The 12,807-nt window shown below is 60.4% G+C and carries 12 protein-coding genes; 6 read left to right on the forward strand and 6 right to left on the reverse strand.

Going from position 1 to position 12,807, the window contains the following annotated elements:
• The 3 genes from HMPREF1531_RS13815 to HMPREF1531_RS13520 form a co-directional block, all read right to left on the reverse strand.
• Window positions 1-851: hypothetical protein (locus tag HMPREF1531_RS13815; protein ID WP_198010970.1), on the reverse strand; the 851-nt coding region annotated here is incomplete at its 3' end.
• 154 nt (window positions 852-1,005) lie between these two features.
• Window positions 1,006-1,743 (reverse strand): hypothetical protein, encoded by a 738-nt coding sequence (locus HMPREF1531_RS02590; protein WP_016668337.1) that lies wholly within the window; start codon window positions 1,741-1,743, stop codon window positions 1,006-1,008.
• Window positions 1,744-1,798: 55 nt separating this feature from the next.
• Window positions 1,799-1,981, reverse strand: coding sequence for a hypothetical protein (locus HMPREF1531_RS13520; RefSeq protein WP_016668338.1), 183 nt, complete (start codon window positions 1,979-1,981; stop codon window positions 1,799-1,801).
• Between the two features lie 597 nt (window positions 1,982-2,578).
• Between HMPREF1531_RS13520 and HMPREF1531_RS02595 the strand changes: the two genes are divergently transcribed.
• Window positions 2,579-3,784, forward strand: a complete 1,206-nt coding sequence (locus HMPREF1531_RS02595; RefSeq protein WP_016668339.1) for a family 16 glycosylhydrolase — start codon at window positions 2,579-2,581, stop codon at window positions 3,782-3,784.
• A gap of 205 nt (window positions 3,785-3,989) precedes the next feature.
• Here the strand turns inward: HMPREF1531_RS02595 and HMPREF1531_RS02600 are convergent, their stop codons facing one another.
• A complete protein-coding gene (locus HMPREF1531_RS02600) occupies window positions 3,990-4,718 on the reverse strand; it encodes a DUF6882 domain-containing protein (RefSeq protein WP_016668340.1) in 729 nt (242 codons plus the stop codon).
• 198 nt (window positions 4,719-4,916) lie between these two features.
• Between HMPREF1531_RS02600 and HMPREF1531_RS02605 the strand changes: the two genes are divergently transcribed.
• Window positions 4,917-6,926 carry an AMP-binding protein gene (locus HMPREF1531_RS02605; RefSeq protein WP_016668341.1) on the forward strand — a complete coding sequence of 670 codons (2,010 nt, stop codon included), beginning with the start codon at window positions 4,917-4,919 and terminating at the stop codon, window positions 6,924-6,926.
• Window positions 6,927-7,170: 244 nt separating this feature from the next.
• Window positions 7,171-8,220 carry an MsnO8 family LLM class oxidoreductase gene (locus tag HMPREF1531_RS02610; RefSeq protein ID WP_016668342.1) on the forward strand — a complete coding sequence of 350 codons (1,050 nt, stop codon included), beginning with the start codon at window positions 7,171-7,173 and terminating at the stop codon, window positions 8,218-8,220.
• Between the two features lie 84 nt (window positions 8,221-8,304).
• Here the strand turns inward: HMPREF1531_RS02610 and HMPREF1531_RS02615 are convergent, their stop codons facing one another.
• Together HMPREF1531_RS02615 and eda are read right to left on the reverse strand one after the other, a co-directional pair.
• Complete coding sequence (locus HMPREF1531_RS02615) at window positions 8,305-9,411, reverse strand: sugar kinase (RefSeq protein WP_016668343.1); 1,107 nt, start codon at window positions 9,409-9,411, stop codon at window positions 8,305-8,307.
• Window positions 9,408-10,052: a bifunctional 4-hydroxy-2-oxoglutarate aldolase/2-dehydro-3-deoxy-phosphogluconate aldolase gene (eda, locus tag HMPREF1531_RS02620; protein WP_016668344.1), complete on the reverse strand. Its 645-nt coding sequence runs from the start codon at window positions 10,050-10,052 to the stop codon at window positions 9,408-9,410. Before eda ends, HMPREF1531_RS02615 begins: the two co-directional genes overlap by 4 nt.
• A 210-nt stretch (window positions 10,053-10,262) precedes the next feature.
• Here eda and HMPREF1531_RS02625 point away from each other — a divergent pair, with 210 nt between their 5' ends.
• The 3 genes from HMPREF1531_RS02625 to HMPREF1531_RS02635 all read left to right on the forward strand — a co-directional run bounded on the left by HMPREF1531_RS02625 (window position 10,263) and on the right by HMPREF1531_RS02635 (window position 12,806).
• Window positions 10,263-11,039 (forward strand): IclR family transcriptional regulator, encoded by a 777-nt coding sequence (locus HMPREF1531_RS02625; protein ID WP_016668345.1) that lies wholly within the window; start codon window positions 10,263-10,265, stop codon window positions 11,037-11,039.
• 519 nt (window positions 11,040-11,558) lie between these two features.
• The gene (trxA, locus tag HMPREF1531_RS02630; protein ID WP_016668346.1) at window positions 11,559-11,924 is read left to right on the forward strand and encodes a thioredoxin; all 366 of its coding nucleotides are present in this window, start codon (window positions 11,559-11,561) and stop codon (window positions 11,922-11,924) included.
• Window positions 11,925-12,092: 168 nt separating this feature from the next.
• The gene (locus tag HMPREF1531_RS02635; protein ID WP_016668347.1) at window positions 12,093-12,806 is read left to right on the forward strand and encodes an FhaA domain-containing protein; all 714 of its coding nucleotides are present in this window, start codon (window positions 12,093-12,095) and stop codon (window positions 12,804-12,806) included.
• Window position 12,807 lies beyond the last annotated feature (1 nt).

The raw sequence follows: 12,807 nt of genomic DNA on the forward strand, positions 1-12,807 counted from the left end.
TGCATCTGCTCACGATAATCGAGTTGATCGCCGATGTTCATCGTGCTCACCTTCCAACTCAACTTCCCATCCGGCGTACCAGTAAAAATCAACTCATCAATCGCCGACACCTGAACACCCAACGACCCCAACGACCCCAACGACCCCAACGACCCCAAAATATCAGACACCAAAGAAGGACTAAACCTACTCAAATCAAAAGGAATCGTCGGCTCATCCTCACTGGTCGGCTCACTACACGCGCCAGCACCCGGAGCGGAATTGTCTGTGTCCGAGGAGAAGAAATACATACGGCAATCCGGGTCATCAGGAAACGGGATCGCCGTCACACGGGTGGGCTGCCCCTTCTTCACCCCAGCATTCCACTGCACCAAGGTCCCCGCACCAAACACATCATTGTAGGATTCCATCATCGAAGCAACCTGAGCAGGATCGGTGGGATCAACCTGATCATTCATCGGCTTCCCATCCACCACAAAACTCCCCTCATGATAGTCAACGCTGTTGGAGCAAGTCGTCCACGATGCCATCTTCCCACTGGGCACGACCCTCAACGATGCAGACCTGTAATAGTCACACCGAGGACGCGGATCATCCTTGGCCGGAACACGAGCAACCAACCCATCAAAATCAATCTGGTCAGGAGAAAGATTCGCTTTCGCACGCCACCTCATATCCGCATTCCGCTCATCATCGTCATCCACCCGCTCCGAAATCTCCCCATCCTCACCAATGTGGTATTCAACCGCACGAGCAGACGAATCAGCCGCATACACAGTCACAAGAGGACTATCCTTCGAAAAATACGCAATCTCCACCTCTGCGACAGCCGTGATATTCTTCTCGGCCACCAAACGATCCCACACCTCATGCGGATCACTCGACCTCGAGCTACACCCACTCACCAACAACGACACCCCACAACCCAAAAGAACACCACACACCACACCACGCATCACACACTCACACCCTTCTTCCCGAACCACACCCGTGACACATCCACTCTCAAAACAACGAATCCTTCATATGCTGATCATCCGCACTCACACCAGCATGCCTTTCTTGATCATCCACACCATTATCCTTATCAATCAACCCCAACCCATCAGCATAACCAGCATTCGCATGACGCTGCTCCATCGCCACAACAGCCTCCTTCAACACATCACGCACCCGACGAGCCGAACTCTGCCAATCCAAATCCTCATTCAACAACGCCAACCACACATCCGGCAAACCAACAACCGCATCCCACACAGCCACAGTCCGCATATAAAAATCACAACCAATAGCGCCCGCATCACCCAAATCAGCAACCGCATCATCAATCTTTTTAGTTCTCACAGCAAGATCACACCTCTTTTCCCGCTTGAGCTTCTCCTTCACTGCCTCAAGGGCGGCCTTGATCTTCTCCGCGATCATCGTCTGAAGAAAAGAAGTCGCCTCAATCGCCCACTGATTATGCCGAGCAAGATCCTCCATAAAAAACGCATCATTCGCCCGCTCCGCAGCCTTACGCCGATACGACTCAGCAGCCTCACCCTGCCACGAATCAATCGTGATACCCTGAGCACGCACCCCAATATCATGCAACCGATCAGCATGAGCACCCCACTGCTTATGCGGACCATTCATATTCGGCCCCACAAAATACACCGTCTTCAACAACCCATCAAGCCGACTAGTACCACCAAACGGATACGGAAGATTCTTCGTATACTCCTTACCCAGCGCATCCCCCATCGCAGCACACGCACCCCGCTCCAACTCAGCAAACCTCGACTGAGTCCCCTCAGCATCATAACCATCCCAAAAAAAACAAAAACCCCTTCATCTTCGACTTCGCATACTCAACCTCGGCCCGATCAAGCTCAATCGCCTGACCCAACACACCAGACAACCAAGACAACAACGGATCAAAATCCTCACGCGTATACGCAATCACATCACCATTACGCACCGTCGAAAACGTAACACTCATCACCGGCCCCTTTCTGCAACAGCCGCATTCACAGCCTCGACATCTTCATAACCTCAAGAACACAGCAACGAACGACAGCATCCGATACAAACCTGTATCCAATGCTGGGGTGTCGCCCCACGTCACTACCTGATTTTACACACCCCACCGGGCATCCGGAACTAAAACACCACCACTCATCGGATGAACACCTACGATCCACCATGAACAACTAATCAACAAGGCCCTTCAGACGCCATAAGGTTCCCACCGCCCGTTATCTCCTGCCGGGGTTCTGGTCGCTGGCTAGGTCTAACATGACTAGATGCCCCTGCTATCGATGATCCGGGATGCTGTCACCGGGTGCTGGTGGTGTGAGCTGATCGCTGACAGGGGCACGACCCACCTGCCGACAAATACCCACCGCGTGATGTCTCGGGACGTCAGCAAGGAAGGAAAGCGATGCGCGACGCCTCCGTGCGAAACCACCATGGGTGAGCCCCGTCCTCGGGTTGCACAATGACGTGGCACATATGCATGATGGTGCCCGCAATGGGTCACCCCGCCCGAGCATCGATCACTGGCGTGGCGCCCTGACACCCGATTTCAGGAGAGTCGATGCGTGCTTTGAAGCCCCGCTGCTTGGGGCTATCCATCACGTGGGGCGTGCTCGCCCTCACCATGTCTTTATCCCAGATGACACCAGCACAAGCTGTGGGGGCGTCTCCCGAGAGCCTGACCGGCACCAAAGTGAGCGCACGACAAAACGTCGTGGCGGATCGAGCCCCGGATCCCGCACCACCCTATTCACTGGCGGGTGGGGACGAGTTCAATGACTCGTCCCCACTGGTGGATAGGGGATGGATACCACGACTGGTAGGGCTAGGCGACGACCCGATGGAGAACACGATATTTGTCCCGGAGAATGTCTCGGTGGCCGACGGCAACCTGCGCATCACCACCAGACGGCACTGCCTCACCGCGGGGGAACAGGCGAATGACAAGAACGTGAGCCCCAACGGTGCGGTATGCCCGGAGGGGACTCGCACCGCTTACGCCTCGGCACGCATCGACACGGGGTTCATTTTCTCGGGAACATTCTCCATGGAGGTCAGGGCTCGCATGGCCGACGATGCTTTCGATGGCCTGCACTTCGCGGCATGGATGCAAAACGACCAGCAGTACTGCCCCACGGATGGCCCCCCGACCAGCGACATCGGTGAGCTAGACACCATGGAGGTGTACACCCACGAGAAACGGGTGAACAGCACCACTCATCTCACCTGCGGGTATGACGGCAACTCCGACACCATCCGTACCCATTCGCGGATATCTGGTATCGACCTCCAAGGACAATGGCACGTATTCAAGATGACGTGGGACGGATACGCCATCAGGTACTACGTAGACGGCAAATTGATGGCTGCGGATTCCGGTGGCGGCGATGTCATTGGATCATCGGTGGGCATCACCCAAGAGCACCTGCGCACCGTGATGAACGACCATCCCTGGAGGGTCGTCATCGACTCCTACGTGTTCCCAAAAGACATCGACTGGGTGCCGCCGACGGATGACACCCGCCCATTTCCCGAACGGGTCGATCTGGTCGACTACGTGCGTGTCCGGCCCCTCATCGACGTCTTCCCGTCGGGGCCGATCGGTGACCTGTGGCGCGCGAACCCCGATCTGGGGGACCCGGTCAGCGCCGAGACGGACGGGCCGTCAGACACCAGGGAACAGAACTTCACCAATGGAACCATCCGTTGGTCCCCTGGCAGCCAAGCGCAGATCATCGACGACAGGAGAGCGCACAAAACGCGATGATCTCCTGTCGTCTAGATCATCGGCAGTCGGGCAGCTGATCGGCCGATCCCGGGTACGACCGGATCCGGAATACACCCCAGGCAAAGCGCACAACCTTGCCGGATAGGTGGAAACACCAGGTGCCTGCCGGGTCGCCAAGTAGTGCGATCCGTTGGGCGGCTGTCATCGCCGTGGAAGATTCTCGGTCTGTAACACCCAGCACTTCTCACGCAGAGTGGCCCTGAAGCCCGGTCACCCGTTGGTACTCATCGAAGGTGATTTCGTAGACCATCTCGGGGAAACGAAGTGTCCACGTCTGTGCCTGATTGGTGAGTTCCAGCCCGAACCACCGGGCATAGGTGGTTACGAGATCAAGGTGCGGCACCATCGGCACCGTCGAGATGGCGTTGGTCAGCAGGCGCGGGAAACGGACCGCGTCGGGCGCGAAATCGGGTACCTTCTCGTCGTGAATCGAGCAGAAGAACCGACCACTGCCATAGTCTCCGGAGTAAACGGCTTTCGGGCGCAGCCAGGCGAAGCAGGCGAATTGAAGTGGCCACCCGGCTACCCCACCTTCGGCCATCTCCTTGCCCATTGAGAACTTCCCGGTAGTGAGTTCCCACGCCCTCTCGTGGTCGGGGGAGGCATCCCGCAGCCACTTCGCAGCGCCGGTCACCTGATCGAACTCGGCACCGGTATAGCTCTCATTCGCCCATGCCCACAACCATGTGTCGGATTCGTAGGCGTGCGAACCCCACAGCTGCATCGACAACTGGCGGGTGCCCAGGGTTAACTTCCCTGTGAGCAGGTCAACGCTCCAGTTCATCTGGGCATCAGCGCCCAGCCATTCGCTGAACGATTCCTGGAGGTCATTGACCACCACCGAATGCCTGGCTCCGAAGGCGATGAGATCGGTGTGGTCGGCGGGGGTCTCGGGATAATCGTTAGCGCTCACAACTCCATCGTGCCATCCGAACGGGCCATATGAACAGGATACGAACAGGATGTGCCGTTGTTGGCACTCACCACACACGCACCGATGCAGAACCGTATCCTTGATCTTGGATTCACAGCGAGTCCACAGCCCTGTGATACCGGCTGTCAGTGCTCATCCGCATAGCCTTGGGACAGCATTTCGAGAACAGGAGACCCGATGTCCGTGGACCAGGTGAACTCAACCTACGAGCAGCAGTGGCTCGCAGCCAGGGATCCGGGCGTCCCACGTCACATGGAGTACCCGCAGGGGAACCTCGTCGAGGCCCTGGAACGGGCCGCCCGTACCTGGGCCGACAAGGACGCCTTGGATTTTTTCGGGCGGCGCACCAGCTACGCCGAACTCATGACCCGTATCGAAGCGGTCGCTGGAAACCTCCGCTGCCTGGGAGTCGGCCCCGGTGACCACGTCGCCTTGCTCATGCCCACCTGCCCACAGCACGTCATCGCCTTCTACGCGGTACTTGCCTGCGGTGCGACGGTCGTCGAGCACAATCCGTTGTACACCGTCAACGAGTTGGCCCCGCTGTTCGCCGATCACCGGGCGAAGGTGGCGATCGTCTGGGATTCGGCGGCAGACACCATCCAGGCCCTGGACCGCAGCATCCGTCCACATCACATCGTGTCGATCGACATGATCACCGAAATGCCCTGGTTCAAGCGTCTGCTGCTGCGCCTGCCCATCGCCAAGGCCCGCGCCTCACGGGCCCAGTTGTCTACCCCAGCCAAAGCCACCATCCATTTCAAGGACCTGCTCCGCGACGCAACCCCCATTCCAGAAAGCGCTTCCCCCTCAAGTGACGACGTCGCTTTGGTTCTCTACACCTCCGGCACCACCGGCACTCCCAAGGCAGTCCCGCTAACCCACGCGAATCTCATGGCCTCCACTGCTCAGGCCCTCGCCTGGGTCACCCCGCTGGTTCCTGGTCGCGACGTTTTCCTCGCCTGCCTTCCGTTGTTCCACGTCTTCGGCTGTTCCCTATCGATGAATGCCGCCCTCAACGACGGCGCGATGATCCATCTCATTCCCAAACCGGAGACCGCGCTGATCCTTGATGCCATCAAACGCAGGCGCCCGACGATGGTGATCGCCGTCCCCCCGCTGTTCGAACGCATCCTTAAGGGGGCTGAGGAACGCAAGGTCGACTTGCGCGGCATCACCACCGGCATCTCCGGCGCAATGTCCCTGCACGGGGAGCTCATCTCCCGTTGGGAAGCCGCAACGAAAGGCCTTCTCATAGAGGGTTACGGATTGTCGGAGTGTTCCCCCATCGTCTGCGGCAATCCAGTCAACACCACCCGCACCGCAGAATCTATCGGCATCCCCTTCCCCGACACCGAACTACGCCTGGCCGATCTGGAAGATCCGGCCCGGCCTGCCGCGCCGGGGCAGGCCGGTGAGATCCAGGTCAAAGGACCCCAGGTTTTCGCCGGTTACAGCAACGACCCCGAGGCCACTGCAGAAGCCTTCATCGACGGCTGGTTCCGCACCGGCGACGTCGCCAAGCCCGATGAGAACGGATTCCTGCACATCGTCGACCGCATCAAGGAAGTCGTCATCACCGGCGGTTTCAACGTCTACCCATCCGAGGTGGAGCAGGCGATGCGCGACGAGACCGGCATCGAGGAGATCGCCGTCGTTGGGCTGGCCAATGAGCTCGGCGTCGAGGAGGTCATCGCAGCCGTCGTCGCCCCCGATTCCATGCCACCCTTCGACCTCGACGAATTGCGCGCGGAGCTCAAGCACCGCCTGGCCGCCTACAAGGTGCCGCGCCGGGTCTTCATCCTCGATTCTCTGCCCCGCAACGCCATGGGCAAGGTGCAGCGACGCCAGGTGCGCGAGGCTGTCGAATCGATAGCAATCGGCGAATGGCTCGACCGCGCCGATTCCTGGCGAGAATGGGTGGACCGGCTGGATGCCGACATCCGTGATTGGATGGATCAAGTCGGTCCTGACCTGCGAGAACGCCTGGAACAAGTTGCCCCGGAACTGCGGGAGAAACTCGAACGCTGGGATTCCGAAATCCGTACTCGCCTTGAGGAATTGCCCAACCTGCGAGAACGCATCGAGAAATGGGATCTGGGGACGCGTCTGGAGATGGTGCGTGACCAGCTCAGGCAGCGCGCGACCCAGGTCACCGGAAAAGAGGATCCCAGTAAGGAGGGCTGACCCGCGAACAACGGCCCCAGACACCGCGATGACGGCCGTCATCACCAGCATCCTGAGACCATCAGGTCGGGAACCGGTCCGGCATTTCTCGCCGAGTCGGCTTACCCGACAGCATCACTGATGCGACAGCACCACTGAGGTTTGCCATGGCCCCGTTGCCATGGCAAACAACGGCAACCGCAGTGGGGCTGGATGAGCCCTTCATTAGGCTGCACCCGGCAGCAGCCTGACGTAGGAGAAACCCATGGTTCAGCTCTCGGTTCTCGACTTGGTGCCTGTGCGCACCGGCCAACCCACCGGGCAGGCGATCAATGCTTGCCTGAATCTGGCCAAGGTCGCCGACCAGAGCAGTGTCACCCGGTTCTGGCTCGCCGAACACCACAATATGAAGTCCGTCGCATCGACCAGCCCTGCCGTGCTGGCCGGCATGATCGCCGCGCAGACCGTTCAGATGAGGATCGGTTCGGGCGGAGTCATGCTGCCCAACCATGCCCCACTTGCCGTCGCCGAACAGTTTTCCCTTCTCGAAGCGGCCTTCCCGGGACGAATCGATCTGGGTATTGGCCGGGCTCCCGGCACCGACCCGGTCACCTCCTGGGCGCTGCGCGGTGGACGCGACGACGAGACCAGCAACAGCTGCTTCCCCGAGAACAGTCGCTTCCCCGAGTGGGTGGAGCAGGTGACCGCCCTGACAATGGGCTCACTACCGGTCGAGATCGGCACGCGCCACTTCGAACTCAATGCGACCCCGGCCCCCATCTCCAGCCCGACGGTGTGGCTGTTGGGTTCTTCCGGTTACTCCGCCGCACTGGCGGCCCGTATGGGGCTGCCCTATGTGTATGCCCATCACTTCACTGGGCAGGGCACCGAGGAAGCGTTGCGCAGCTATCGAGGCTCCCACGTGGGCCCCGGGCGCCCACGCACCTTCGTCACGGTCAATGTCTGCGTCGCGCCCCACGCCGAGCAGGCTTGGCAAGAAACCCTGCCCCACCAAAACCAGATGGCAAGACTGCGGATGGGCTTGCCATCACGCCCGATGGAAACCATCGAGGAGGCACAGGCCAGCGGGGCCCTGCTATCGGGGAATGCCCTTGAGAAGATGACCGAGCCATGGCTCGTTGGCAATCCCTTCGAGGTGGCCCAGCAGATCTTCGAACTGGCTGACCGTTTCGAGGTCGATGAGGTGATGATCCATCCGATCAACGGGGCCCACGACGGCGACCCCATAGACGCCAACCCCGGGCGCGAGTACGCAGTGCGGGAGCTCGCCAGCCGGTTGGTCGACGTCAGCTAAGCCTCCCACGACCAACCGGGACGGTGTCGATCGGCAGTACCGCGGCAGCCTTACCTGGCAATAGCGCCTGAGTCCTTCCGGAATTCAGCGATCGACGCGGGCCGAGCCACCTCCGGCCAGCTTCTTCACCTCAGCCAAGGTGGCCATTGAGGTGTCGCCGGGGGTGGTCATCGCCAAAGCACCGTGCGCGGCACCGTAGTTGACCGCCACCTCGAGATCCTCACCCTCAATGAGCCCATAGACCAGCCCGGAGGCAAAGGAATCTCCCCCACCGACCCGATCGAAGATCATCAGGTCGTCGCGCTGGGCCGCCTTAACCAGCCCAGATGCCACCGACCATGCGATGGCTGACCAGTCATTGACAGTGGCCGACTTCACTCCCCGCAAGGTCGTAGCGACCACCTTGAAATTCGGGTAGGCCTCGGCGACCCGCTCCACCATCTTCTTGAAACCATCGAGCGGAAGTACGGTGAGGTTCTCGTCGACGCCCTCAATCTCAAAGCCGAGAGCCGCAGTGAAATCCTCCTCGTTGCCGATCATCACGTCGACATAGGGAGCCACCGCACGGTTGACCTCCTGAGCTTTGGCCTGGCCACCGATGGATTTCCACAGCGACGGGCGGTAGTTGAGGTCGTAGGAAATGATCGTTCCGGCTGCCTTGGCTGCCTTGCACACCTCGATCACCGTCTGCGCAGATGTCTCAGACAGTGCTGCATAGATGCCACCGGTGTGCAGCCAGCGAACACCTTGGCGATTGAAGATCTCATCGAGATCCCAGGCCTGCGCGGTGGCTTGGGAGATAGCGGTGTTTCCTCGGTCGGAAACCCCGACCGAGCCGCGAACACCGAAGCCACGCTCGACGAAGTTAAGACCATTGCGGGCAGTGCGCCCTACCCCGTCGTTGGCCACCCATTGGATGAGCGATGTATCGACACCGCCGGTCATGATGAAGTCCTCCACCAGATGACCAACCTCGTTGTCCACCAGCGAGGTGAGCACCCCGGTGCGCAGGCCGAAGACCTTACACAGTCCACGAACGACGTTGTACTCGCCACCGCCCTCCCACACATCGAATCGACGAGCGGTGCGCACCCGACCGTCACCTGGGTCGAGGCGAAGCATGACCTCACCGAGACTCAGCGCATCGTATCGGCACTCGGCAGCAGGCTTCAGCCCCAGCTCGACACTCATTCGGCCCCCCCGGTGAGCTCGGCAACCAACCGGGCCGCCTCGCGACACAGTTGCTCGATCTTGTCGAATTCCTGATTGTCAACGGCCTGGGCCGGAACCATCCAGGAGCCACCCACCGCCGGAACACAGGGCAGGGCCAGGAAATCGGCCAGGTTCTTGGGCGAGACTCCACCGGTCGGGATGAAGTTGACGTCAGTGAAGGGAGCGGCCAGCGATTTGATGGCTGGTGCGCCGCCATAGACATTGGCCGGGAAGAATTTCACGGTATCTAAGCCCAGCCCCTGGGCGGCCATGATTTCGGTCGGGGTAGCGCATCCTGGCAGTACCGGCAGCCCGAGCTCCTGGGCGTGCCTGACGACGGCCTCGGACAGTCCAGGGGAGACGATGAAGGTGGCCCCGGCCTCGGCGGCCTCCTCGACCTGCGCGACGCTGCGCACCGTACCTGCCCCCACGATCAAGTCGGAGCGGTTGGCCATGGCGCGAATGGCGTCGGCCGCGGCCGCAGTACGGAAGGTGATCTCCGCCACCGGCATACCGCCGGCAACCATGGCATCGGCCAGGCCATCAGCGTTCTTCGCATCGTTGACGACGACCACTGGGACGATCTTGTGCTGAGCGATCTGCTCAAGCGTGAGGCTCATGTGAACTCCTGGAACTGTGGAATTGCGCTCCGCGCACTAACGGTTTCACTCAATAAAACAGCAGTGTCGTGAGCTGAAATAACCCTATCACCGTCACCGATCAGGCCTCCACGGGTTGCAGATTTGTCGCCGCAGACAGTTCACCTCGCACACGATTTGTCCTACGGTGGGCAACCCTTCCTGACACCCACGGATGGCAGACTGTGAATTATGACACCCGCCCCCGTCGAGTCCATCAACAGAGCCGTGCTTCTACTGGAGAAATTGTCCGAAGCGGGACCCGAAGGAGTCGGACTGGCACATTTGTGCCGCGAGTTGGGGATGAACAAGTCGACGGCCTACCGAGCCCTGAACACGATGCGCACCCGGGGCTTTGTCGAGCAGACCCCCGATGGCGACTACCAACTCGGGCCGACGGCCATCGGCATGAGTCGACGCTGGTTCTCCGCGGGCTCATTGGCCGAACAACTGCACCCGGCCTTGGTCGCAGTCGCCCGGGAACTCGGCGAGTTAACCCACCTCGGTGTGCTGTCGGGCGACCAAGTGGTCTACATCGACAAGGTAGAACCCGAGAAACCAATCCGGGTCTGGTCACAAGTGGGACGAGCGGTTCCGGCTGCGAACACCGCCTTGGGCCGCGCCATCTTGTCTCAACGAGGTCTGACCGACCGGCTACTCACCTGCTTCATCACCGATGGACAAGACCCAGCCCGGTTGCTGGAGGCCGTCGCCGAAGCCCGGCTCAACGGATTCTCCACCGAGGTACAGGAGAACGAACCGGGCATTGCTTGCATCGGGGTGCCGATCCTGGGCAACGACCACGCCATCGCGGCAATGTCGGTGACGATGCTCGCCGAGACTCTTGACGAGACCTCGATCCGCCGGGCGACCGGAATCATCGCCCGGGTGGTGCCACCGCTGCTACCGTCCTCACTCCATCTGCCCACCGCACTGCTCGCCCACCATGACGAACGGCACATCAGCTGAGTCCCAGGCGAGGATCACATCCTGACAATGATGTCCGGTCCTCTCAGCCACAGCCACCATTCCAATCACCACCGTGACGCAGAGCAAGGGATCCGCAACGAGAGTCCCAGCCTCACAGATCTTCCCCGAGAGTTCTCTGTGCAATTACCACGTCCGCACCCTTCGAGCGTCAAATTCCCTTCCGAGAAGCAACTGAGGTAACCCTAAATCGAGAATTTCGATACAGATGTGCATCCGGAGCAAAGTTCAGGCTACAGTGATGCTCACTCGGTCGTTCCGAATGATCTGTTGATCATTTGATGGGACCGTGGGCCGGGCTCGCTACCTGGGGGTGGGTGCGAGCCCGGCCATTCTCATGTCCGAGACATCTGCTCGGTCCCCGAAAACTCCAGCATCTCGCCTCGAACCCCGCGCCACGTTGCGCCGGAATAACCCATCCACCCAGGTCGTTCCATTTGCTGTTGGCCCGCCGGGCGAGTCAGGAAATCCCGAACCACCAATCCCCTGCCAGGAGCAGACATGACCACAGTAACCATCACCAATGACAACCTCGAATCGACGATCACCAGCAACGACATCGTGATTCTCGACTTCTGGGCAGCCTGGTGCGGGCCCTGCCAGCAGTTCGCCCCAATCTTCGAGGCTGTCTCGGAAAAGCATCCCGGGATTGTCTTCGGCAAGGTCGATACTGAGGACCAGCAACAGCTGGCGGCAGCCGCCAGCATCACCTCCATCCCCACATTGATGATCTTCCGCGACGGAATCCCGGTGTTCTCCCAGCCCGGAGCGCTCCCGGCAAGCGCCCTTGAATCCCTGATTACCCAGGTGCAAGGACTCGACATGGACGAGGTGCGCAAGGCGATGGCGGAACAGTCCGCACAGTAAACAAAACGTCTCCGGGCACCTCACCAGATACATCCCGCGACGAGCTCCGGATGCCGGACAACAGACTCGCCGGTGAATCCGGGGCTCGTCAGGGACACCGCCAGATGGCACCATGACATAGGATCGTCACTGGATCGTCCATCCGGTGACGATGCGAAAGGAGGCGGCATGGGCTGGTTGCACGGCGTTGAGCGCAAACTCGAGAACGCGGTGAACACGGTATTTGCGCGCGCCTTCCGCAGCGAGGTCGAACCAATCGAGATCGCCACTCGCCTCACCAAGGAGCTGGATGCCCAGGCGAAGCTGCTGAACCGAGACAAGAGACTTGTTCCCAACAACTTCACCGTCCACCTGTCACCGCACGACCATGACGAACTCGCTCCAATGGCCCGGGCAATCAACGACGACATCGTCCCGGAACTGCGTCGTCACGCAGCCGAACGCCACTACGTGTTCAACGGCCCGATCCGCATTGACTACATCCGCGACGGCTCCTTGTCCGTCGGGCGGTTCCGGGTCGACTCGGAGGCGGTCGCCACCGTCGCCGAGGTAGGTGGCGCGGCATCCACCACGACTCTCAAGCGGGCACCACTGGTTTTGGAGGTCAACGGGGTGCGTCACCCCTTGCTGCCTCCGGGGTTCACCATCGGACGCGGTTCGGAGGCCGATCTGCGCATCAACGATCCCGGGATCTCCCGGCAACACGCCCGCATCGTCGTCACCGAAATCGCCGACGACGTCCGGGTGCACATTGAAGACCTCGGATCGACCAACGGGGTGGTCGTGAACGGACAACGTGTCACGAACGTGGCACTGGGTGACGGGTCGCGCATCGAGATCGGTTCGACGCGCATGCTCGTTCACTCCCCCATAGGGGCGTGAG

Source organism: Propionibacterium sp. oral taxon 192 str. F0372 (assembly GCF_000413315.1).
Taxonomy (GTDB): domain Bacteria; phylum Actinomycetota; class Actinomycetes; order Propionibacteriales; family Propionibacteriaceae; genus Brooklawnia.